Below are 23,194 nucleotides of genomic sequence, written 5' to 3' on the forward strand. Positions count from 1 at the left end.
ATGTTTTACCCGATCAGCTGTGCGTCGCGGGCTGCTGCTGGGTGATGCAGTGGATGCCGCCCCCGCCCGCGAAGATCTCGCGGGCGTCGACGAGCGTGACCGTACGGTCGGGGAAGAGGCCGCGGAAGATCTCGGCCGCCTCCTCGTCGCGCGGGTCGTCGAAGGCGCACAGGACCACGCCGCCGTTGCAGAGGTAGTGGTTGATGTACGAGTAGTCGACCCACTCGCCGTCGACCTTGACCTTGGTCGGGGCGGGCACCTCGATGACCTTGAGCGGGCGGCCCTTGGCGTCCGTCTGGGAGCGCAGCAGCTCGACGTTGGCCTTGCACGGCTCGTGGTCGGGGTGCGACGGGTCCGGCTGGGTGTGCGCGAGGACGACACCGGGGGCGGCGAACGCGGCGACGATGTCGATGTGGCCGAGGGTGCCGAAGCCGTGCGGCGGGTAGTCGGTGGTCAGGCCGCGCGGCAGCCAGATCGCCTTGGTGGTGCCGAGCTTGGCGTGGATCTCCGCCTCGACCTGCTCGCGCGTCCACTGGGGGTTGCGCTCGGGGCCGAGCTGGACGGTCTCGGTGAGCAGGACCGTACCCTCGCCGTCGACGTGGATGCCGCCGCCCTCGTTGACGAGCGGGGAGGAGAGCGTGGGTACGCCGGTGAGATCGGCGACCATGCCGGCGATCTTCGAATCGTGCTCCCAGGTCGCCCAGTCCTGCGCGCCCCAGCCGTTGAACACCCAGTCCACGGCGGCCAGTTCGCCGGTCTCGTCGTCCTTGACGAAGGTCGGGCCGATGTCCCGCATCCACGCGTCGTCCAGCTCGCGCTCGACCAGCTCGATGTCCGGACCGAGCAGCTCGCGGGCGCCGTCCGACTGACCGGGGCCGCAGACCACGGTGACCGGCTCGTAGGCGCGCACGGCGCGGGCGACGCTCGACCACGCCTCACGGGCGGCAGCGAGCTCCTCGGCGTCGGAGAAGGTGACGTTGGGGCCGGGCCACGCCATCCAGGTGCGCTCGTGCGGGGCCCACTCGGCGGGCATACGGAAAGCCATGGGGGGTCCTTACTGGAATCAGGGAATCAGAGGAAATAGAGGCGGTTCAGGGAGACGGAGTCGGCGGGTTCGGAGTGGAGCGGGTCACCGTCGAGCGTGACGAGTCCGCTGTGTCCGTCCACCCCCACCTGCCCGATACGGGAGTTCAGGCGCAGGTCGGCGGGACCGATGCCGCGCGTGCCGCGCACGGCGACGCGGCGCCGGCGCGTCGGCATGAGGTCGTTGCCCTGGTCGAGGGCGGCCTGCGCGACGAAGGCCACCGAGATGTCGGCGGGCGTAGCGCCGTGCGCACCGAAGAGCGGCCCCAGGACCAGCGGCTCGCAGGTGTCGGTCGCCGCGTTGGGGTCGCCGGTGACGCCGTACGCCGGGAAGCCCGACTTCAGGACCATCTGCGGTTTCGCGCCGAAGTACTGCGGCCGCCACAGCACGATGTCGGCCATCTTGCCGACCTCGATCGAGCCGATCTCGTGGGCGAGGCCGTGGGCGATGGCGGGGTTGATGGTGAGCTTGGCCATGTAGCGCAGGACGCGGGCGTTGTCGTCGTCCGGGCCGTCGCCCTCCATCGGGCCGAGCTCGGCCTTCATCTTCCCGGCCATCTGGAACGTACGGCGCACGGTCTCGCCCGCGCGCCCCATCCCCTGCGCGTCGGACGAGGTGATGCCGATCGCGCCCAGGTCGTGCAGCACGTCCTCGGCGCCCATCGTCCCGGCGCGGATCCGGTCGCGCGCCATGGCGGCGTCGCCGGGCAGGTCGGTCTTCAGGTCGTGTACGGAGACGATCATCCCGTAGTGCTCGGCGACCGCGTCCCGCCCGAAGGGGAGGGTGGGGTTGGTGGAGGAGCCGATGACGTTGCGTACGCCCGCCATCTTCAGCACGTTCGGGACGTGCCCGCCGCCGCAGCCCTCGATGTGGAAGGCGTGGATCGTACGGCCTTCGAGGACGGAGAGGGTGTCCTCGACCGACAGGCACTCGTTCAGGCCGTCGCTGTGCAGGGCGACCTGTACGTCGTGCTCCTCGGCGACGCGCAGCGCGGTGTCCAGGGCGCGGGTGTGCGCGCCCATGTCCTCGTGCACCTTGAAGCCGGACGCGCCGCCCTCGGCGAGCGCCTCGACCAGCGGGGCGGCGTCGGAGGACGAGCCGCGCCCGAGGAAGCCGATGTTGACGGGCCAGGCGTCGAAGGCACTGAAGGCGTGGCGCAGGGCCCACGGCGAGTTCACGCCGACGCCCCAGACCGGGCCGAACTCCTGGCCGATGATCGTCGTCACACCGGAGGCGAGCGAGGCTTCCATGATGCGCGGCGACAGCAGGTGTACGTGCGTGTCGACGGAGCCCGCCGTCGCGATCAGGCCCTCGCCGGAGACGATGGACGTACCGGTGCCTACGACGACGTCCACGCCGTCGAGGGTGTCCGGGTTGCCGGCCCGCCCGATGGCGTGGATCCGGCCTTCCCTGATGCCGATCGACACCTTGCGGATGCCCTGCGCCACGTCGATGACCAGCACGTTGCTGATCACGACGTCGCAGGTCTCGCGGACTGCGGCCGCCTTGAGGTGCAGTCCGTCGCGGGCGGTCTTGCCGAAGCCGGCGAGGAACTCCTCGCCCGGCTTCTGGGCGTCGGACTCGACGCGCACGGTCAGCCCGGAGTCGCCGAGCCTGACCCGGTCCCCGGCGCGGGGGCCGTGCACGGCGGCGTACTCGTGCGGATCGATGCTCATACCTCAGCTCCTTCTACTCCTGCTGCTCCCAGATAGCCGCAGGCGGCTGCCCTGCGCAGGGCCTCTTCCTTCGCGCCGGGCGCGTCCAGCGGCCCGTCGACGAGCCCCGCGAAGCCGATGGCGATCCGCTCGCCGCCGATCGGGACGAGCCCGACCTCGGCCGCGCCGCCCGCGTCGAAGCGGACCGAAGAACCCGCCGGGACGCACAGCCGCATGCCGTACGCCGCCGAGCGGTCGAAGTCGAGGCGCGGGTTCGCCTCGAAGAAGTGGAAGTGGGAGGTGACGCTGACGGGGACGGTAGCGGTGTTGCGTACGGTCAGCCGCACGGCCGGCTCCGGCTCCGCGTCGGCGGGGCCGGGCAGGACCGCGCCCGGCGCGTCGTCCCCCAGCGAGGCACCGCCGCCGAACGGAGACGAGACGACCGCGAGCCGCGAGCCGTCGTCGAAAACGGCCTCCACATGCACCTCGGTCACCACATCGGCCACACCCGGCAGCACGTCGTCGGGGCTGAGCACGGAGCGTGCCGCCTCGATCGCCTCCGCGAGCCGCCGCCCGTCGCGGGCCGCCTCGCAGACCGTGTCCGCGATGAGCGCGGTCGCTTCCGGCACATTGAGCCGCAGCCCGCGGGCACGGCGCGCACGCGCCAGCTCGGCGGCTCCGAACAGCAGCAGCCGGTCGCGTTCCGTCGGGGTCAGTCGCACGCCGCCACACCTCCCATAAGTTTAGAGCTTCACTCTAACCACGAGATTCGCACGCCGGAAACATTGACGCGCCACCTTGAGGCAAGTCACATTGAACAGCACTCAAAACCTTGTTGTCCGGCGGACCGGGAGGACCCAGCCATGCCGATAGAACAGCGCGGAGTCGACACCATCCCCGACGAGGAGCGCACCAGCGGGCCGCGCGACCTCGTCTCCATCCTGCTCGGCTCCAACCTCTGCCTTGGCGTCATCGTCTTCGGCTGGCTGCCGCCGTCCTTCGGTCTCGGCCTGTGGCCGTCGGTGACCTCGATCCTCGTCGGCACCCTGGCCGGCATCGCGGTCACCGCGCCGCTCGCGCTCATCTCCCTGCGCACGGCCACCAACCTCTCCACCTCCAGCGGCGCCCAGTTCGGCGTACGGGGCAGGCTCGTCGGCTCGGTCGTGGGCCTGCTCCTGTCCCTCGGCTATACGGCGCTCACGCTGTGGATCGGCGGCGACGTGATGGTCGGGACGCTCTCCCGGCTGACGGGCCTGCCCGACGGCGGGTCCTCCCGCGCCCTGATGTACACCGTGCTGGCGGCCGCCACGGTCGTCGCCGCTGTCTACGGCTACAAGCTGCTGCTGAGCCTCAGCAAGGTCCTGTCCATCGGCATGATCGTCCTGCTCCTTGCCGGCGTCTACGCCTACTCGGGCGACTTCACCACGGCCGCGCCCCCGGACACCCCGTACCTCCTCGGCTCGTTCCGGCCCACCTGGCTGCTCGCGGCCGTCGCCGCGGGCCTCAGCGGCCCGGTCGCCTTCATCACCCTGCTCGGTGACTACACGCGTTACGTCTCGCCGCGCCGCCACACCTCGCGCAAGGTCTTCTGGGCAACCTGTCTCGGCCTGCTCCTCGGCCTGCTGGTCCCGCAGCTCTTCGGTACGTACACCGCACTGGCCGCCCGCGCCGGCCTCGACTACGCCGGACCGCTCGTCGAGGCCGCACCCGTCTGGTACCTGGTGCCGCTGCTCCTGGCGGCCTCGGCCGGGTCCGTCGGCAACGCCGGCCTCATGCTGTACTCGATGGGACTCGACCTGGACGCGATCGTGCCGAGGGCGACCCGCACGCGGGCGACCGTGATCGCGGCGGCCATCGCGACCGCGTTCGTGTTCGTGGGCTCCTTCGCCTGGTCCGTGCAGTCCGCGATGACGTCGTTCGTCCTGCTCCTGACGGCCATCGGCACGCCGTGGGCGGTCATCTCCCTCATCGGGTACGTGCGCTGCGGCGGCCAGTACGACGCGGAAGCCCTCCAGGTCTTCAACCGCCGCGCCCAGGGCGGCATCTACTGGTACCGGTCCGGCTGGAACGTCCAGGCCACGGTGTCCTGGGCGCTGGGCGCCGCGGTCGGCCTCGCGGCGGTGTCAACAACGGTGTACGAAGGCCCACTTCTGGCCCTCACCGGCGGCGTGGACTGCAGCTTCATCCTCTCGGGCCTGGTGGGCGGCGTCGCGTACGCGGCCCTGACGGCGAAGGGGCGCCCGGCGGTGCTTCCTGCGGAGGCGAAGCCGGAGCCGACACCGGCGAGCGAGACCCCCACCCCCGCGTAAACGCCACCGTCGCCTGTCCTGCGGAGCCTTTTCCCCACCCCGCCCCTTCCCGAACTGGGGCAAGCCCCAGACCCCGGACGCCCTGCGGGCGTGTCCTCAAACGCCGGACGGGCTGGATGTCCCAGCTCACCGGCACCATCCAGCCCCTCCGGCGTTTGAGGAGCGGGGTCTGGGGCAGCGCCCCAGTTCGGGAAGGGGCGGGTCGGGGAAAGCGCCGCAGGCAACCCGCACCACGCGCCACCCGCGCCACAACGCAAGGCCGCGCCCAGCAAAATGGCCGGGCGCGGCCTCACGTACGTACAACTACCGGCCAGGGTCAGGCCAGTTCGTGGATCCAGCCGTGGGTGTCTTCCGCCGTGCCCGTCTGGATCGCGAGCAGCGCCTTGCGGAGCTCCATCGTGACCTTGCCCGGCTGCCCGTCGCCCTGCACCCACTCCGCGCCCAGCGACTTCACGGACCCGACCGGCGTGATCGCCGCCGCCGTGCCGCACGCGAAGACCTCGGTCAGGGTGCCGTTCTCGGTGTCGCGCTTCCAGTCCTCCGTGGAGATCCGGCCCTCCGCCGACTCGTAACCGAGGTCACGCGCGAGCTGGAGCAGCGAGTCGCGCGTGATGCCGGCCAGAAGGGAACCCGTGAGCTCGGGGGTGACGATGCGGTCGCCGTACACGAAGTACAGGTTCATGCCGCCCATCTCCTCGACCCACTTGTGCTCCAGCGCGTCCAGCCAGACCACCTGGTCGCAGCCCTTCTCCGCCGCCTCGGCGAAGGCGAGCAGCGAGGCGGCGTAGTTGCCTCCCGTCTTGGCGAAGCCCATGCCACCGGGGACGGCGCGCACGTAGTTCTCCGACAGCCAGACCGAGACCGGCTTGACCCCGCCCGGGAAGTACGCGCCCGCGGGCGACGCGATGACGATGAAGAGGTACTCGTTGGCCGGCTTCACACCGAGCCCGACCTCGTTGGCGATCATGAAGGGGCGCAGGTAGAGGGAGTCCTCGCCGCCGTGCGCCGGGACCCATGCCTTGTCCTGCTGGACCAGCGCGTCGCACGCCGCGATGAACGTCTCCACCGGAAGCTCCGGCATCGCGAGCCGGCGCGCGGAGACCTGGAAGCGCTTGGCGTTCGCGTCGGGGCGGAAAGTGGTGACCGAGCCGTCGGGCCGGCGGAAGGCCTTCAGGCCCTCGAAGATCTCCTGCGCGTAGTGCAGGGTCATGTTGGCCGGGTCGATCGACAGCGGCGCGTACGGCACGAGCTGCGCGTCGTGCCAGCCACGGCCTTCGGTCCACCGGATGGTCACCATGTGGTCGGTGAAGTGGCGGCCGAATCCGGGGTTGGCCAGGATCGCCTCGCGCTCCGCGTCGGACAGCGGGTGCGAGGAGGGCTTGAGCTCGATCGTGGGCGTCGTCATGAGTGCGTGTCCTTCACCGTTTGTGTGTGGTGGACCGCGCTCACGCCTAGTAGGACGTCCGAGCTTCCCCTCATACCGCGGCCCCACGTTCGATTATCGCCCGTGGGAGTGCGTGCATGAAACGGCGTGTAGTGCGGCCCGGGATTGATGGTCCCACCCGGCCGCGGCAAAGCACAGCCGCCGGGTGTCTGTGACCCGGCGGCTGTGGGAGGAGTCCGTCGGGTCAGCCCGCTACGCGTACCGCGAGCGCGTCGCCGATCTCGTCCGTCGTACGGACCGTGCTGCCGTCGCGCTCCGCGAGGTCGGCGGAGACGGCCGCCTCGATACGGCCGGCCTCGGCCTCGTAGCCGAGGTGCCGCAGGAGGAGGGCGACGGAGAGGATCGTGGCCGTCGGGTCGGCCTTGCCCTGGCCCGCGATGTCGGGCGCGGAGCCGTGGACGGGCTCGAACATGGACGGGAAGGCGCCCGTCGGGTTGATGTTGCCGGAGGCGGCCAGGCCGATACCGCCGGTCACGGCGGCGGCGAGGTCGGTGAGGATGTCACCGAAGAGGTTGTCGGTGACGATGACGTCGAAGCGCTCCGGCTGTGTGACGAAGAAGATCGTCGCGGCGTCGACGTGCAGGTAGTCGGTGGTGACCTCGGGGTACTCCTGGCCGACCCTGTCGAAGATGTTCTTCCACATGTGGCCGGCGTAGACGAGGACGTTGTTCTTGTGGACCAGCGTCAGCTTTTTGCGCGGGCGGGCGTTGGCCCGCTCGTACGCGTCACGGACGACACGCTCGACGCCGTACGCCGTGTTCAGGCTGACCTCGGTCGCGACCTCGTGCTCCGTACCGGTGCGGATCGAGCCGCCATTGCCGGTGTACGGGCCTTCGGTGCCCTCGCGCACGACGACGAAGTCGATCTCGGGGCGGCCGGCCAGCGGTGTCGCGGTGTTGGGGAACAGCTTCGACGGCCGCAGGTTGATGAAGTGATCGAAGGCGAAGCGGAGCTTGAGGAGCAGGCCCCGCTCCAGGACGCCGGACGGCACGGACGGGTCCCCGATCGCGCCGAGCAGGATGGCGTCGTGCTGCTTGAGGGAGTCGAGCTCCGCGTCCGGGAGGGTCTCTCCGGTGCGGTGCCAGCGCTGGGCGCCGAGGTCGTACTCCTTGGTCTGCAGCTTCACGTCCTGCGGGAGGACGGCGTTGAGGACCTTGAGCCCTTGGGCCACGACCTCCTGGCCGATACCGTCACCAGGGATCACTGCGAGATTGAGGCTGCGAGACATGTCGGCACCCTACTCCCGCGTCCCATCCTCTGACACCGACCGTCCGCCATTCGGACTCAAAATCTCGACACATTCTGTTCACCCTTAGTACTGGCCATAGTTGGTTGTTACTGGGAAGTTTTTTCCCATGGCCGACACCCCCCGCACCGGTATCCCCGAGCAGATCGCGCGCCGCATGACCATGGCGGAGCAGCACGAGTATCTGCGTACGAAACTCTCCCGCAGGCGCGTGATCGCGTCGTCCGCCGCCACCGTGGGCGGCGCGGCCCTGCTCGGCGGCGCGAGTCCGGCGTACGCCGGCTTCCCCACCCTGCTGCCCTCCTCGGTCACCGCACGGGTGGACGGCTCGCTGGTGGCCCCCTTCGGCCGCCATCTCGCCTTCGGCGCCGACCCGAAGACGCAGATGCGGATCTCGTGGCAGGTGCCTTTCGCCGTCAAGGGGCCGTACGTACGGGTGGGGCTGAAGCCCTGGGAGCTGAGCCGGAAGATCGAGGCGGAGGTACGGGCTCTGCACACGCCGTCACTGTCGCGGAAGCTGCCCGCGGTCGACCAGTTCTACCTGCACGTGGGGCTCGACGGACTGAAGCCCGCAACGACGTACTACTACGGCGTCGGACACGACGGATTCGACCCGGCCGACGCCTCGCGCCTGTCGACCATCGGCTCGTTCCGTACGGCGCCCGAGCGGCCGGAGACCTTCGTCTTCACGGCCTTCGGCGACCAGGGGGTCAGCTACGACGCCCTCGCCAACGACCAGTTGATCCTCGGTCAGAACCCGTCCTTCCACCTGCACGCGGGCGACATCTGCTACGCGGACAGCAGCGGACAGGGCAAGGAGTCGGACACGTACGACGCGCGCGTGTGGGACCAGTTCCTGGCGCAGACCGAGAGCGTGGCGTCGCGGGTGCCGTGGATGGTGACGACCGGCAACCACGACATGGAGGCCTGGTACTCCCCCAACGGCTACGGCGGCCAGTCCGCCCGCTGGTCGCTGCCCGAGAACGGCCCCGACGCGAAGAACGCCCCCGGCATCTACTCCTTCACGTACGGCAATGTCGGCGTCGTGGCGCTGGACGCGAACGACGTGTCGTACGAGATACCCGCCAACAAGGGCTACACGGACGGCGCGCAGAGCGCCTGGCTCGACAAGCGGCTGGGCGAGCTGCGGCGCCAGGCCGGCATCGACTTCATCGTGGTCTTCTTCCACCACTGCGTGTACTCGACGTCCACGCACGCCTCGGACGGCGGCGTGCGCGACGCGTGGCTCGCGCTCTTCACCAGGCACCAGGTCGACCTGGTGATCAACGGGCACAACCACGTGTACGAGCGCACGGATGCCATCAAGGGCGGCGAGGTCGGCAAGCCGGTGCCCGTCGGGGCCTCGACCGATCCGACGCGGGACGGGATCGTGTACGTCACGGCGGGCGGCGCGGGCAAGGACCTGTACGGGTTCGGACCCGGCGTGAAGGACAGCTACGAGGGCAACGTCCACGACCACGACCACATCGTCAGCTTCCACTGGACGAAGTCGCGGCTCCCCGACCCCGACACCGTTGAGTGGTCACGGGTGCGGTACACCGGCTTCTCGTTCCTCGCGGTGGAGGCCGAGGCCGGTACGTCGCCGAGCCTGAAGGTCTCCGCGCTCGCCGAATCGGGCGAGCGCGTCGACTACTTCGAGATCCGGCGCAGCCGTTAGGGACAGGCGAAGGGGCGCGGCCGGCGGATCAGTGGCCGGTCGCGCCGCCGTTGTCACGGCGGTCGAGCGCACGCTGGAGGGCGGCGGCAGCCTGCTTGCGGTCGGTGTCGTTCGAACGGGGGGTGTGGCGGACGCGGCGGACGGCGGTCTCGGCCATGGTGATCGACTCCTTGAGATCAGAATGATTTCAGGGCGCCGGAATGGGCGGGGAGCAGGTGCCGCAGGGGTTACCTGCATAGGGCACGGGCTCACGACCGCCGTTCGCTGATGGAGCGAGACGTTCGGCTCCTACCAAGCTAAGCGAGGCCGGACTGTCTGTCTCCACAATTACTCGGACTTCCTACTATCTGAGACGCGATCATGACCACGCCTCCGCGAGCGCGTGGCCATGCGCCGTCACCACCGCCGCAGGGGGGTGCGGCCCGCTAGAGCACGTCGCCGCCGCGCCAGTCGAAGAACAGGGTGCCGGACGCGTCGGGGAGCCCGTCCACGGGTCGCAGATACGTCGTCCCCTCCTCGTCGGGCAGGCGGACGGTGCCGGAGGGGCCGAGCGCGGCGATCCGTCCGGGCCACACCAGCCACCCACGCCCCGCGTAAAGCGCCGCTCCGTCGTCGGACGCCGAGAGCGCCCCGAGGACGTACGCCCGGTCGATCACCCGCTCCAGCGCCGCCATCACCAGGCCGCCGAGCCCCTCCCTGCGGCGGTCCTCCCTTACGGCCACCCCTTCGACGTAACCGGTGCGCAGCGACCTGCCCCGGTGTAAGACCCGGCGCTGGATGACGCTGCCGTGGGCGGCGAGGCGGCCGTGCTCGTCGTGGACGAGGGCGTGTATGCCGCCGAGGGTGTGGTCCCAGTCGTCAGCACCGAAGTCGCCGTCGAAGGCGGCGTCCAGGAGGGCGCGGATCTCGCGGAGCGCGGCGGGGTCGAGGTCGGCGGTGTGTGCGGTACGGATCCGATTCATGCACCGCACTCTGTCAGGGCCGCCACCCCCGGCGGAGGGGTGACGGCCCGGCGCGCTGAGTACACGAGCGCTCAGTACACGTTCACGCCGTACGCCGACAGGGCTTCCTTGACCGGCTGGTGGATGGCGGAGCCATTGGTTCCCGTACAGCCGGAGCTGCCCGAGTGGATGCCGAGCGCGACGCTGCCGGCGAAGTGCGCGCCGCCGCTGTCGCCGCCGGCCGAGCAGGCGGTGGTGGGGACCATGCCGTAGACCGGGCCGTCGCCGTAGTTGACGGTGACGTTCACGGCGGTGACGGTGCCGCTGGTCACCTTGGTCGTGGAGCCGCTCTTCCTGATGGCCTGGCCCACGATGGCGTTCGCGGCGGACGCGATGTCCTGGTAACTGCCGTTGTAGAGGTTGACATGGCCCGCGGGCGCCGAGCCGTCCGTGTAACGGACGATGCCGTAGTCGTTGGTGGGGAAGCTGGTTCTTTCACGGACGCCGATCACCGGACCGCCGGACGTGGCCGACCAGTTGGCGACGTCGTTCGTGCAGTGGCCCGCCGTCACGAAGTAACGCGTCGTGCCCTTGGAGACGTTGAACGCGGCCGAGCAGCGGTACCCGCCGCCGTAGATCGCGTCGCCGCCCGCCACCTCGCGCTTGAAGGTCCCCGGTACGCGCGAGATGCGCACCGCCCCGTCCTGCGCGTCCGCGACCTTCCTCAGCCGGGCCAGCTCCCGTGCGGACACCGACTGGTCGGCCTCGACGCTGACCTGGTTCGTCCTCGGGTCGATGCCCCACGACGTACCGGTGATCTTCGCTCCGGACTCCAGCGCCGCCATGGCCGCCTCCAGCCGCGCGGCACCGCGCTCCACACGCTTCGCGACGGCGCCCGCCGCGCGGACCTGCTCTGCGGCGCGGTCGCTGGTGACGGTGACGGTGAGGGCGCCGGTGCGGCGGTCGATGTAGCTGCCGGCGGTGTCGTCGCCGAGGCGCTGGGAGAGCTTGGAGTCGAGGCGGTACGTCGCCGGGCCCGCGGCGGCGGCTTCGGCGGTGGTCCCGGCGCCGGCGGGTGTCGCGCCGGCGCCCAGCGCGCCGGCGGCTATGAGGGCGGTCAGGGCTGTGCGCGCTCGGAGCATGCGTCTCATGGGGGGGCTCCTCAGTCAGGTCTCCGTGGGGAAACAGAGACATTGCCGAGGAATTTGACATGCTCATTGCCAATTCACAAGAGCGCATTGACGCCATGTCACATGCCCGCACTGGTTCCGGCGCCCGCTTCGGGGCACACGGTCTCAGACGAAGGAGGCGAGAACATGGGCACAGCGGCACTCGGCAGAAGAGGCAAGCTCAGGGCACGGCAGGCTTCGAACAGCTCGGCCATGGAGGCCGCCGCGCGCTGGGGATTCGTGGCACGCGGGGTGCTCTACCTGCTGGTCGGCGTCCTGGCGCTGCGCATCGCGTTCGGCGACGGCGGCCAGGAGGCGGACCGCGGCGGCGCGCTCACGGAGGTGGCCGCGCGGCCGCTCGGCGCGTTCCTGCTCTGGGCCCTGGGCATCGCCCTGGTGGGCATGGCGCTGTGGCGGCTCTCCGAAGCCTGTTTCGGCGCGGCCGGACCCGACGGCAACAAGCCCCGCAAGCGCCTGTTCTCTCTGGCGCGTTTTCTCTTCTACGGCTTCGTGGCGTACAGCGTGCTGTCGTTCGCGGCGGGCACGGGCGGCAGCGGCAGCGGATCGAGCGACAAGCAGTCGGAGGACGTGACGGCCAGGGCCATGGAACTCCCCGGCGGCCAGTGGCTCGTAGGCATCGGCGGCCTGGCCATCGCGGTCACCGGCCTGTGGATCGCGGGCCGCGCCGTCCTGCGCAAGTACCACAAACACCTCAAGATGGGCGAGCTGCGCGGCCGTACGCGCCAGGCCGTCGACGTCACCGGCGTGGCGGGCGGTGTCGCGCGCGGCGCCGTCTTCGCCGTCCTCGGCGGTTTCGCGGTCAAGGCCGCGGTCGACTACGAACCGGACAAGGCGAAGGGCATCGACGACACCCTCCGCTCGTTCTCCGACACACCGGCGGGTCCGTGGCTGCTGGTTCTGATAGCCGTCGGCCTGGCCATGTTCGGCCTCTTCTCGTTCGCGATGGCCCGCTGGCGCAAGATCTGACACCCGGCCGCGCACGGCACGTGGCGGCGCACGAAACCGCCCCCGTCCGGCGTGGGGGCCGGGACGGGGGCGGTGTCTCGCGGGGCGCGCGGCCGGGGGCCATGCGCCGCGGGGCGGTCAGCCCTGGTGCGGGTAGGTGTAGTCGGTCGGCGGGACCAGGGTCTCCTTGATGGCCCGGGTCAGGGTCCAGCGCTGGAGGTTCTGGGGGGCGCCGGCCTTGTCGTTCGTGCCGGACGAGCGGCCGCCGCCGAAGGGCTGCTGGCCGACGACGGCGCCGGTCGACTTGTCGTTGATGTAGAAGTTGCCCGCGGCGTAGCGCAGCTTGTCCATCGTGTACGCCGCCGCCGCGCGGTCACGCGAGATGACGGCGCCGGTCAGCGCGTAGTCGGACGCCGACTCCATCTGCTCCAGCATGGCGTCGTACTTCTCGTCCTCGTAGACGTGGACGGCGAGGATCGGGCCGAAGTACTCGGTCGTGAAGACCTCGTTCTCCGGGTCCGAGCACGCGATGACCGTCGGGCGGACGAAGTAGCCGACCGAGTCGTCGTACGTACCGCCCGCGACGATCGTGCACGTCGGGTCGGCGGCGGCGCGGTCGATCGCGGCCTTGTTCTTGGCGAAGGAACGCTCGTCGATGACGGCGCCGATGAAGTTCGACAGGTCGGTGACGTCGCCCATGGTGATGGCGTCGACCTCGGCCGCGAACTCCTCCTTGAAGCCGTCGTTCCAGATCGAGGCCGGGACGTACGCACGCGAGGACGCCGAGCACTTCTGGCCCTGGAACTCGAACGAGCCACGGGTCAGCGCGGTCTTCAGCACGGCGCGGTCGGCGCTCGGGTGCGCGACGACGAAGTCCTTGCCGCCCGTCTCGCCGACGAGGCGCGGGTACGTGCGGTACTTCTCGATGTTGTTGCCGACCGTCTTCCACAGGTACTGGAAGGTCTTGGTCGAGCCGGTGAAGTGGATTCCGGCCAGGTCGCGGTGGTTGAGGGCGACCTCGGAGACCTCGATGCCGTCGCCGGTCACCAGGTTGATGACGCCCTTGGGCAGCCCGGCCTCCTCCAGCAGCCGCATCAGCAGCACGGCGGCGTGCGTCTGCGTAGGGGACGGCTTCCAGACCACGACGTTGCCCATCAGGGCGGGAGCGGTCGGCAGGTTGCCCGCGATGGCGGTGAAGTTGAAGGGCGTGATCGCGTAGACGAAACCCTCCAGCGGACGGTGGTCCAGCCGGTTCCACACGCCCGGCGAGTTCGCCGGCGGCTGCTCGGCGAGCAGGTCACGGGCGTACTTGACGTTGAAGCGCCAGAAGTCGACGAGCTCGCACGGGGTGTCGATCTCGGCCTGCTGGACGGTCTTCGACTGACCGAGCATGGTCGAGGCGGCGAGCGTCTCGCGCCACGGGCCCGACAGCAGCTCGGCGGCGCGCAGGATGATGGCGGCGCGGTCGTCGAAGGACATGGCGCGCCACGCCGGAGCGGCGGCCAGCGCGGCGTCGATGGCGTCCCGCGCGTCCGCCTGCGTGGCGTGGGCGGCTGTGCCGAGGACGGCCTTGTGGTTGTGCGGCTGTACGACGTCGAAACGCTCGCCGCCGCCCATCCGCTTCTCACCGTTGATCGTCATCGGGAGGTCGATGGGGTTCTCGGCCAGCTCCTTGAGCTTGACTTCGAGACGCGCGCGCTCCGGCGAACCGGGCGCGTAGGTGTGCACCGGCTCGTTGACCGGCGCGGGGACCTGGGTCACAGCGTCCATGAGTTCTTGACTCCTTCGTCTTCGTGAGGGTTGAGTCAGTTCTTGGTGATCATCGAGCGGACGAAGAACAGCAGGTTGGCCGGCTTCTCCGCGAGGCGCCGCATGAAGTAGCCGTACCAGTCGGTGCCGTACGCGGTGTACACACGCATCCGGTGGCCCTCTGCCGCGAGCCGCACGTGCTCTTCGCTGCGGATCCCGTACAGCATCTGGAACTCGTACTCATCCAGTTTGCGCCCTGCGCGCCGGGCGAGCTCCTGGCTGATGGCAATCAGTCGCGGGTCGTGGGACCCGATCATCGGGTAGCCGTCACCCGCCATCAGGATCTTGAGGATCCGGACGTACGCCTTGTCGATCTCGGCCCGGTCCTGGAACGCGACGCCGGCGGGCTCCTTGTAGGCGCCCTTGACGATACGGACGCGGCTGCCGGCCCCGGACAGACGGCGCGCGTCGTCCTCGGTGCGGAACAGGTACGCCTGGATCACACAGCCGGTCTGCGGAAAGTCCTTCCGCAGCTCCTCGTGGATGGCGAACATCGAGTCGAGCGTGGTGTGGTCCTCGGCGTCGAGCGTGACCGTGGTGCCGATCGCGGCGGCGGCCTCGACGACCGGCCGGACGTTGGCGAGCGCCAGCTCGTGGCCGCCCTCCAGTGCCTGGCCGAACATCGACAGCTTCACCGACATCTCGGCCCGCTCGCCGAGGCCCAGGCCCTTGAGGTGCTCGACCAGGTCCAGATACGCGTCACGGGCGGCGAAGGCCTGCTCGCGAGTGGTGATGTCCTCGCCCACGACGTCCAGGGTCACTTCCAGCCCCTTGTCGGCGGCGTCCTGGACGATCGGGATGACCTGCTCGACCGTCTCACCGGCGATGAACCGGCCGACGACCTGCTTGGTGCCCGGCGCAGCCGACACGAAGCGGCGCATTCTGTCGCTGCGCGAAGCGGCGAGGATCACGGGACCCAGCACGGGGCACCTCCACGGAAAAGGCTTGAAGGGGGCCGCGACCAGGGAAAATCGTCACGGCACGGATAACCACCGTGAAATCTAAGGATCGCTCGCCCGGCCAGCCATCGACACGTGTCACGCATCCGTGTCCCGTATCTCATACAGGTGTCTGAAGGGATGCGAGAATGGGGAACGTGAAAGGCGATTACCAGGACCTGGTCGACGAGATCTCGGCGTTGCTCGGCGCCCCCGCGACGCTGGAGGACCGTGATTTCCGCCTGATCGCATTCGGCGCGCACGACAGCGGCAGCGGTTTCGACGAAACCACCCTGGACCCCGTCCGTACGCGCTCCATCCTCACCCGCCGCTCGACGGCCGAGGTGCGCGCCTGGTTCGAGAAGTTCGGCATCGCGACCGCGGAAGCGCCGGTGTACATCCCCGCCGACCCCGCCGCGGGCGTGCTGCGCGGCCGGCTCTGCCTTCCCGTACGGCATCGGGACATCGTCCACGGGTACGTGTGGCTGCTCGCCGGGGAGGGCGGTCCGCCCGGGCCCGTCCCCGCCTCGGCGATGGCGGTCTGCGCCAGGATCGGCGAGCTGCTCGCCGACGAGGCCCGCGCCCGCGCCGACCTCGGCCCCCACCTGCTGACCCTGCTCACCTCGGACTCCCCCGACAGCCGCTCCGCCGCGCTGGCCTCGCTGGGTGCGGCGCTGGGCGACTCGGGACCGTACGCCCTGCTGTGCGTCGCCCCCTGGACGGATCCCGCGCCGGGTGTACGTACGGTGCCGGGGGCGGCCGCGGTGTGCCTCCTGCCGGTGCCGGGCCCGGCCGGGCCGCGCCTCGCCGCCCTGATCAGGATCCGTACGCGGGACGACCTCTCCCCCGCTCACCAGGCAGCCGCCAACCTGCTCACGTCAGCCGGCCCGGTCGTCGGCATCGGCAACCCCGTACCGGCACTGGACGACCTGCCGGGCGCATGGCGCGAGGCTTCCGCCGCCGCGCGGGCGGCCCTGGCCCGCCCCCACCTGGGCCCGGTCGCCCAGTGGTCGGGCATCGGTCCGTACCGCCTGCTGGCCGCGCTCCCCGACAGCGGGCCCGGCCACCCGGTGGACCCCGCCGTACGCCCCCTGCTCGAACCCGCGCACGCCGAACTGGCCCGCACGGCGGAGGCTTTCCTGGACTGCGCCGGCCAGGCGGGCCGCACCGCGAGCGCCCTGAACATCCACCGCCAGACGCTCTACTACCGCCTGTCCCGTGTGGAACAGCTCACCGGTCTCGACCTCCACGACGGCGAGGACCGGCTGCTGCTCCACATGTCCCTCAAGGCCGCCCGTCTGTGACGTCCGGCGCCGCCCGATGCGCGTGTCAATCATGACTTGACTCATTACGGGCGCTGTGGGCATCAAGCAGCGCCGGCGGGCGGCTCCGGAGGAACCGGCTCCGCACAGCGCCGCCCCTCGCCGGACACGGCGAACCGCCCCGCGACCTGCGGCCCTGCGCGCGACCACGTCGCCGCCGCCCCCGGCGACCGTGACGTGCGCCGCACAAGGGGGCGTACGGCCAGAAAGCCTCTGGAGGCTCACCGGCCGCGTCACTAGCGTTTGCGTCGCTCCGGACAGCCCGGAGCGACGTGAGCGAAGGGAACGCACTTCCTATGCGCATGAGAACCAAGCTCGCCGTCACCACCACAGCGGGAGCGATGGCAGTTCTGGGCCTGGCCGGCCCGACCTCCGCGTCGGCCACGCTCGAATCCAAGATCGCGTCCGAGGTGAAGCAGGCCGGGCTGAGCAAGAGCGAGGCCGCGGGACTCCAGAAGCAGATCGACAAGCAGCTCGCCACCACGCCCGGTGGCCGGCAGATCGGCGTCAATCAGGTCGCCTGGCGCGGCGGCAAGGCCGTCATGACGTTCCCGTTACCGGGTGAGAAGCGGGCCCGCACCGTCAACGAGCCCGTCGGCACCCTCGGAACGCCGAACTGCAGCTACGCCTGGACGTGTCTCTACGAGCACCGGAACTTCGAAGGCCGCCGCCTGACCTGGTCGGACTGCAACTTCGAGAACCTCGCCAACTGGGGCTTCAACGACAAGACGACGTCCTGGCACAACAACCAGACGCGGGGCACCCAGACTCATGTCTACAACTGGTCGGGCAGTTCCTGGGTCCGCCTGTGGACGTCCACCGCCCCGTCGTCCAGTTCCTACGTCGGCAACGCCAACAACGACAAGGCAGACGGCCTGTGGGTGTGCTGACGACTGACGGCTGAGCGCCCCTCCGGTCTCCCGCTGCCCTTCCTTCGCCCCCCTGGCAGGGACGTGCGGACCGGACAGCACCGTGCCCGGAACGCGGATGTCTCGTACACCTTCTTCGTACGAGGCATCCGTGCGTTCCGGGCACGGGCAGGAGAAACGAGCCGGGTCAGTCGGCCAGGTTCACGAAGCGGGCCGAGGCCGCGCCGATCTCGTCGGCGATCTCGGAGAGGACCGCCGGCGGAACCGTGTCGTCCACGGAGAGAACGGCCAGCGCCTCGCCGCCCTGGTCCGCACGCGAGACCTGCATGCCCGCGATGTTGAGGCCGCCCTCACCGAGGATGCGGCCGACCGTACCGACGACACCGGGACGGTCCTGGTAGCGCAGGACGACCATGTGGTCGGCCAACGTCAGGTCGATGTCGTGCTCGCCGATGCCGACGATCTTCTGGAGGTGCTTGGGGCCCGACAGCGTGCCGGAGACCGAGACCTCGTCGCCGCCGGAGAGCGTGCCGCGCACGGTGACGACGTTCTTGTGGTCCGGGGACTCCGAGCTCGTCGTGAGGCGGACCTCCACGCCACGCTCCTGCGCGAAGAGCGGCGCGTTGACGTAACTCACGGTCTCGTCGACGACGTCCTCGAACACGCCCTTCAGGGCGGACAGTTCGAGCACCTTGACGTCGTACTGCGTGATCTCGCCGTACACCTCGACGTCGAGTCGCACCGCGACCTCGCCCGCGAGCGCGGTGAACATCCGGCCGAGCTTCTCGGCGAGCGGCAGACCGGGGCGTACGTCCTCGGCGATGACACCACCCTGGACGTTGACCGCGTCCGGCACGAGCTCACCGGCGAGCGCGAGGCGCACGGACTTGGCGACCGCGATGCCCGCCTTCTCCTGCGCCTCGTCGGTGGAGGCGCCGAGGTGCGGCGTGCAGACGACCTGGTCGAGCTCGAACAGCGGGGAGTCGGTGCAGGGCTCCTTCGTGTACACGTCGAGGCCCGCGCCGGCGACCCGGCCCTCCTTGAGGGCGGAGTACAGCGCCTCCTCGTCGACGATGCCACCACGGGCGGCGTTGACGATCCGGACCTCGGGCTTGACCTTGTGCAGCGCCTCGTCGCCGATGAGGCCGAGCGTCTCGGGGGTCTTGGGGAGGTGCACGGTGATGAAGTCGGACACCGCGAGCAGCTCGTCGAGCGAGAGCAGCTTGACGCCCATCTGGGCGGCGCGCGCGGGCTGCACGTAGGGGTCGTACGCGACGATCTTCATGCCGAAGGCCGACATGCGCTGCGCGACCAGGACACCGATGCGGCCGAGGCCGACGACGCCCAGGGTCTTCTCGCTCAGCTCGACGCCCGTGTACTTCGAGCGCTTCCACTCGCCGTTCTTCAGGGCGGTGTTGGCCTGCGGGATGTTGCGCGCGGTGGCGACGAGCAGGCCGCAGGCGAGCTCGGCGGCGGTGACGATGTTGGACGTCGGGGCGTTGACGACCATGACGCCGGCCTTGGTGGCGGCGGAGACGTCGACGTTGTCGAGGCCGACACCGGCACGGGCGACGACGCGGAGCTTCTTGGCCGCGGCGATGGCCTCGGCGTCGACCTTGGTGGCGGAGCGGACAAGAATCGCGTCCACGTCGGCGATGGCCGGCAGCAGCTCTGCCCGATCGGCGCCGTTGCAGTGCCGGATTTCGAAGTCCGGGCCCAGGGCGTCGACTGTGGCGGGCGACAGCTCTTCAGCGATGAGTACGACAGGTTTCGAGCTCACGTGAGTCCTCACTGGTCCTTTGCGGACGGCCGTCCCGACGGCCGCAGGCGGTGGAGGGGCTAGCCGCGTGGAAGACGCACGACGCTGTGGGCCTGACGCGTTATGTAAGAAGCAGTCTAGTGGCGCGGGGCAGGTGGTCTTCCGCCTCAACGGAAGCATCACCCGTCCGTGGCTGGACGTTCTGTCCAGTTGTGCGCGAAGGGCCGCGGCGATACGCCGCGGCCCCCCTTCGAGACTTACGCCTCGTCGTTGTCGACCCAGCTCATGAGCTTACGGAGCTCCTTGCCGGTGGTCTCCAGCAGGTGCTCGGAGTCCTGCGTCTTGTACTCGTTGTACTTCTTCAGACCGCCGTGGTACTCGTCCATCCAGTTCTTGGCGAACGTGCCGTCCTGGATCTCGGCGAGGACCTTCTTCATCTCGGCCTTGGTCTGGTCCGTGATGATGCGCGGGCCGGTGACGTAGTCGCCCCACTCGGCGGTCTCGGAGACCGACCAGCGCATCTTCTCCAGGCCGCCCTCGTACATGAGGTCCACGATCAGCTTCAGCTCGTGGAGGCACTCGAAGTACGCGATCTCCGGCTGGTAACCGGCCTCGACCAGGGTCTCGAAGCCAGCCTTCACGAGCGCCGACGCACCGCCGCAGAGCACGGCCTGCTCACCGAACAGGTCGGTCTCGGTCTCCTCGGTGAAGGTCGTCTTGATGACGCCCGCGCGGGTGCCGCCGATGGCCTTGGCGTACGAGAGCGCCAGCGCGAAGGCGTTGCCGGTCGCGTCCTGCTCGACGGCGGCGATCGCCGGAACGCCGCGGCCTTCCTCGTACTGACGGCGGACCAGGTGGCCCGGACCCTTGGGGGCGACGAGCGCGACGTCGACACCGGCCGGGGCCTTGATGAAGCCGAAGCGGACGTTGAAGCCGTGGGCGAAGAACAGCGCGTCGCCGTCCTTCAGGTTGTCCTTGACGGACTCCTCGTAGACCTGGGCCTGGATCGGGTCCGGGATCAGGATCATGATGACGTCGGCCTCTTCGGCGGCCTGCGCCGGAGTGACCACGCGCAGGCCCTGCTCCTCGGCCTTCGCCTTGGACTTGGAGCCCTCGTGCAGACCGACGCGGACGTCGACACCCGAGTCACGGAGCGACAGCGCGTGGGCGTGGCCCTGGCTGCCGTAGCCGATCACCGCGACCTTGCGGCCCTGGATGATGGACAGGTCGGCATCGTCGTCGTAGAACAGCTCGGCCACTGGGTTTCTCCTTGTGTGCTGGTTGTGCGTCCCACCGTACGGCGGGGTGCGGAATGAAAGTTTTTGGGTCTCGCTATGCGAGCAGATGTCACGGCGCTATGCGAGCAGGTGTCACAGCGCTATGCGAGCAGCCGGGTCAGGCCGAGCGGTCGAGGGCCCGCAGGCTGCGGTCCGTGATCGACCGGGAGCCGCGCCCTATGGCGATCGTCCCGGACTGGACGAGCTCCTTGATGCCGAACTGCTCCAGCATCTTGAGCATCGCTTCGAGCTTGTCGGCGCCGCCGGTGGCCTCGATGGTCACGGCCTCCGGGGAGACGTCGACGGTCTTGGCGCGGAAAAGCTGGACGATTTCGACGATCTGCGACCGCGTCTCGTTGTCGGCCCGCACCTTCACCAGGACGAGTTCGCGCTGGATCGCGGCGCTGGGCTCGAGTTCGACGATCTTCAGGACGTTGACGAGCTTGTTCAGCTGCTTCGTCACCTGTTCGAGCGGCAGGGCCTCGATCACGTTGACCACGATGGTGATGCGCGAGATCTCGGGGTGCTCGGTGGTGCCCACCGCGAGGGAGTCGATGTTGAACCCGCGGCGGGAGAACAGGGCCGTGATGCGGGCGAGGACGCCCGGCTTGTTCTCGACCAGGACGGAGAGGGTGTGCTTGGACATTGGCTTTAAGTCTCTCTCTCGTCTGCTCAGTCGTCTTCGTTGTCGCCGAAGTCGGGGCGCACCCCGCGGGCGGCCATGACCTCGTCGTTGGAGGTGCCGGCGGCCACCATCGGCCAGACCATGGCGTCCTCGTGCACGATGAAGTCGACCACGACCGGGCGGTCGTTGATGGCATTGGCCTCGGCGATGACCTTGTCGAGATCGGCCGGGTCCTCACAGCGGATCGCGTGGCAGCCCATGGCCTCGGACAGCTTCACGAAGTCCGGGATGCGGGTGCCCGCGCTCGGCTGCTTGCCGTCGGCGTCCGGGCCGCTGTGCAGCACGGTGTTGGAGTAGCGCTGGTTGTAGAAGAGTGTCTGCCACTGGCGGACCATCCCGAGCGCGCCGTTGTTGATGATGGCGACCTTGATCGGGATGTTGTTGAGCGCGCAGGTGGTCAGTTCCTGGTTGGTCATCTGGAAGCAGCCGTCGCCGTCGATGGCCCAGACCGTACGGTCCGGCATGCCGGCCTTGGCGCCCATGGCGGCCGGGACGGCGTACCCCATCGTCCCCGCGCCGCCGGAGTTCAGCCAGGTGGCGGGCTGCTCGTACTGGATGAAGTGCGAGGCCCACATCTGGTGCTGGCCGACGCCCGCGGCGTAGATGGTGCCCTCGGGGGCGAGCTGGCCGATGCGCTGGATGACCTGCTGCGGGGAGAGCTGGCCGTTCTCCGGCAGGTCGTAGCCGAGCGGGTAGGTGTCGCGCCAGCGGTTGAGGTCGTTCCACCAGGCGGCGTAGTCACCGGTGTTGCCCTCGGTGTGCTCGGCCTGGACGGCCTGGACGAGGTCGGCGATGACCTCGCGGGCGTCACCGACGATCGGCACGTCCGCGGCGCGGTTCTTGCCGATCTCCGCCGGGTCGATGTCGGCGTGGACGATCTTGGCGTACGGGGCGAAGCTGTCCAGCTTGCCGGTGACGCGGTCGTCGAAGCGGGCTCCGAGGGCGACGATCAGGTCGGCCCGCTGCAGCGCGGTGACGGCGGTGACCGCACCGTGCATGCCCGGCATTCCCACGTGCAGCGGGTGGCTGTCGGGGAAGGAGCCCAGCGCCATCAGGGTGGTGGTGACGGGGGCGCCGGTGAGCTCGGCCAGGACCTTCAGCTCGGCGGTCGCGTTGGCCTTCATGACGCCGCCGCCGACGTACAGGACGGGTCGCTTGGCCTGGACGATCAGCTTGGCGGCCTCGCGGATCTGCTTGGCGTGCGGCTTGGTGACCGGGCGGTAGCCGGGCAGGTCGTGGCTCGGCGGCCAGCTGAAGGTGGTCTTCGCCTGGAGGGCGTCCTTGGCGATGTCGACCAGAACCGGGCCCGGACGTCCCGTCGAGGCGATGTGGAACGCCTCGGCGATGGTGCGCGGGATGTCCTCGGCCTTGGTGACCAGGAAGTTGTGTTTGGTGATCGGCATGGTGATGCCGACGATGTCCGCCTCCTGGAAGGCGTCGGTGCCGATCGCCTTGGAGGCGACCTGACCGGTGATCGCGACCATGGGGACGGAGTCCATGTGGGCGTCGGCGATCGGCGTGACCAGGTTCGTGGCGCCGGGCCCCGAAGTGGCCATGCACACGCCGACCTTGCCGGTGGCCTGCGCGTAACCGGTCGCGGCGTGGCCGGCCCCCTGCTCGTGGCGGACCAGGACGTGGCGGACCTTCGTGGAGTCCATCAGCGGGTCGTACGCCGGCAGGATGGCGCCGCCGGGAATGCCGAATACCGTGTCGGCCCCCACTTCCTCGAGGGAGCGGATGAGCGACTGGGCGCCCGTCACGTGCTCGACAGTGGTGGCGTGGTGTCCGCCGTTGCGGGGCCGCGGCTGCGGATGGTGGGCCCCGGAGGCCTGCTCGGTCATCGGCATTCTCTTCTCGAAGCTGAGGGATTTACGAGGGTTTGGGAAGTGCCAGTGCAACAAAAAACCCCCCGTGCCGTGAGGCAAGCGAGGGGAGCGCGCCGGTGCGGTCCGCAGAGCTGCATGTGCGTGCTCTGCTTCAGCCGACGCGCTTTCCAAGTACGAGAATTCGGGTGCGCATGGCACTGACCCTCCCTCCGGCAGC

The 23,194-nt window shown here is 69.7% G+C and carries 19 protein-coding genes; 5 read left to right on the forward strand and 14 right to left on the reverse strand.

The window, feature by feature from the left end:
- Positions 1 to 13: 13 nt before the first annotated feature.
- From G412_RS0120825 to ureA, 3 genes are read right to left on the reverse strand one after another with little or no spacing between them, the layout of a single operon-like run.
- A complete protein-coding gene (locus G412_RS0120825) occupies positions 14 to 1,045 on the reverse strand; it encodes an agmatine deiminase family protein (protein ID WP_037649415.1) in 1,032 nt (343 codons plus the stop codon).
- Between the two features lie 26 nt (positions 1,046 to 1,071).
- A complete protein-coding gene (locus G412_RS0120830) occupies positions 1,072 to 2,760 on the reverse strand; it encodes an urease subunit alpha (RefSeq protein ID WP_028813764.1) in 1,689 nt (562 codons plus the stop codon).
- Entirely contained in the window at positions 2,757 to 3,461 is a 705-nt protein-coding gene (gene ureA / locus G412_RS0120835; protein WP_028813765.1) for an urease subunit gamma, read from the reverse strand. Before ureA ends, G412_RS0120830 begins: the two co-directional genes overlap by 4 nt.
- A gap of 141 nt (positions 3,462 to 3,602) precedes the next feature.
- Here ureA and G412_RS35410 point away from each other — a divergent pair, with 141 nt between their 5' ends.
- Positions 3,603 to 5,048: a cytosine permease gene (locus G412_RS35410; protein ID WP_037649418.1), complete on the forward strand. Its 1,446-nt coding sequence runs from the start codon at positions 3,603 to 3,605 to the stop codon at positions 5,046 to 5,048.
- A 316-nt stretch (positions 5,049 to 5,364) separates the two neighbouring features.
- On the opposite strand, the gene G412_RS0120845 is transcribed toward G412_RS35410, so the two are convergent.
- On the reverse strand, positions 5,365 to 6,453 hold the full coding sequence (locus G412_RS0120845) for a branched-chain amino acid aminotransferase (RefSeq protein WP_028813766.1): 1,089 nt from the start codon (positions 6,451 to 6,453) through the stop codon (positions 5,365 to 5,367).
- Positions 6,454 to 6,676: 223 nt separating this feature from the next.
- Entirely contained in the window at positions 6,677 to 7,720 is a 1,044-nt protein-coding gene (locus G412_RS0120850; protein ID WP_028813767.1) for a 3-isopropylmalate dehydrogenase, read from the reverse strand.
- Positions 7,721 to 7,847: 127 nt separating this feature from the next.
- On the opposite strand from G412_RS0120850, the gene G412_RS0120855 reads away from it, so the two are divergent.
- Positions 7,848 to 9,416, forward strand: a complete 1,569-nt coding sequence (locus G412_RS0120855; protein WP_028813768.1) for a purple acid phosphatase family protein — start codon at positions 7,848 to 7,850, stop codon at positions 9,414 to 9,416.
- Positions 9,417 to 9,444: 28 nt separating this feature from the next.
- On the opposite strand, the gene G412_RS41455 is transcribed toward G412_RS0120855, so the two are convergent.
- From G412_RS41455 to G412_RS0120870, 3 genes are all read right to left on the reverse strand, one after another.
- The gene (locus G412_RS41455) at positions 9,445 to 9,573 is read right to left on the reverse strand and encodes a hypothetical protein (protein WP_106964136.1); all 129 of its coding nucleotides are present in this window, start codon (positions 9,571 to 9,573) and stop codon (positions 9,445 to 9,447) included.
- 268 nt (positions 9,574 to 9,841) lie between these two features.
- Positions 9,842 to 10,378 carry a GNAT family N-acetyltransferase gene (locus G412_RS0120865; RefSeq protein WP_028813769.1) on the reverse strand — a complete coding sequence of 179 codons (537 nt, stop codon included), beginning with the start codon at positions 10,376 to 10,378 and terminating at the stop codon, positions 9,842 to 9,844.
- A gap of 71 nt (positions 10,379 to 10,449) precedes the next feature.
- Positions 10,450 to 11,508 carry a S1 family peptidase gene (locus G412_RS0120870; RefSeq protein WP_028813770.1) on the reverse strand — a complete coding sequence of 353 codons (1,059 nt, stop codon included), beginning with the start codon at positions 11,506 to 11,508 and terminating at the stop codon, positions 10,450 to 10,452.
- A 165-nt stretch (positions 11,509 to 11,673) separates the two neighbouring features.
- Here G412_RS0120870 and G412_RS0120875 point away from each other — a divergent pair, with 165 nt between their 5' ends.
- A complete protein-coding gene (locus G412_RS0120875) occupies positions 11,674 to 12,513 on the forward strand; it encodes a DUF1206 domain-containing protein (protein ID WP_028813771.1) in 840 nt (279 codons plus the stop codon).
- Between the two features lie 117 nt (positions 12,514 to 12,630).
- On the opposite strand, the gene pruA is transcribed toward G412_RS0120875, so the two are convergent.
- The gene (pruA, locus tag G412_RS0120880; RefSeq protein WP_028813772.1) at positions 12,631 to 14,262 is read right to left on the reverse strand and encodes an L-glutamate gamma-semialdehyde dehydrogenase; all 1,632 of its coding nucleotides are present in this window, start codon (positions 14,260 to 14,262) and stop codon (positions 12,631 to 12,633) included.
- A 35-nt stretch (positions 14,263 to 14,297) separates the two neighbouring features.
- Positions 14,298 to 15,224 carry a proline dehydrogenase family protein gene (locus G412_RS0120885; RefSeq protein ID WP_028813773.1) on the reverse strand — a complete coding sequence of 309 codons (927 nt, stop codon included), beginning with the start codon at positions 15,222 to 15,224 and terminating at the stop codon, positions 14,298 to 14,300.
- Positions 15,225 to 15,388: 164 nt separating this feature from the next.
- Here G412_RS0120885 and G412_RS0120890 point away from each other — a divergent pair, with 164 nt between their 5' ends.
- Together G412_RS0120890 and G412_RS0120895 are read left to right on the forward strand one after the other, a co-directional pair.
- The gene (locus tag G412_RS0120890) at positions 15,389 to 16,543 is read left to right on the forward strand and encodes a PucR family transcriptional regulator (RefSeq protein WP_037649421.1); all 1,155 of its coding nucleotides are present in this window, start codon (positions 15,389 to 15,391) and stop codon (positions 16,541 to 16,543) included.
- Between the two features lie 320 nt (positions 16,544 to 16,863).
- A complete protein-coding gene (locus G412_RS0120895) occupies positions 16,864 to 17,451 on the forward strand; it encodes a peptidase inhibitor family I36 protein (RefSeq protein ID WP_244283144.1) in 588 nt (195 codons plus the stop codon).
- A 166-nt stretch (positions 17,452 to 17,617) separates the two neighbouring features.
- On the opposite strand, the gene serA is transcribed toward G412_RS0120895, so the two are convergent.
- The 4 genes from serA to G412_RS0120915 all read right to left on the reverse strand — a co-directional run bounded on the left by serA (position 17,618) and on the right by G412_RS0120915 (position 22,998).
- Positions 17,618 to 19,210, reverse strand: coding sequence for a phosphoglycerate dehydrogenase (serA, locus tag G412_RS0120900; RefSeq protein ID WP_028813776.1), 1,593 nt, complete (start codon positions 19,208 to 19,210; stop codon positions 17,618 to 17,620).
- A gap of 236 nt (positions 19,211 to 19,446) precedes the next feature.
- Positions 19,447 to 20,448: a ketol-acid reductoisomerase gene (gene ilvC / locus G412_RS0120905; protein WP_028813777.1), complete on the reverse strand. Its 1,002-nt coding sequence runs from the start codon at positions 20,446 to 20,448 to the stop codon at positions 19,447 to 19,449.
- A gap of 136 nt (positions 20,449 to 20,584) precedes the next feature.
- Positions 20,585 to 21,112 carry an acetolactate synthase small subunit gene (ilvN, locus tag G412_RS0120910; RefSeq protein WP_028813778.1) on the reverse strand — a complete coding sequence of 176 codons (528 nt, stop codon included), beginning with the start codon at positions 21,110 to 21,112 and terminating at the stop codon, positions 20,585 to 20,587.
- 26 nt (positions 21,113 to 21,138) lie between these two features.
- Positions 21,139 to 22,998, reverse strand: coding sequence for an acetolactate synthase large subunit (locus tag G412_RS0120915; protein ID WP_028813779.1), 1,860 nt, complete (start codon positions 22,996 to 22,998; stop codon positions 21,139 to 21,141).
- Positions 22,999 to 23,194: the final 196 nt, after the last annotated feature.

It is taken from the genome of Streptomyces flavidovirens DSM 40150, assembly GCF_000429085.1.
Classification (GTDB): Bacteria; Actinomycetota; Actinomycetes; order Streptomycetales; family Streptomycetaceae; genus Streptomyces; species Streptomyces flavidovirens.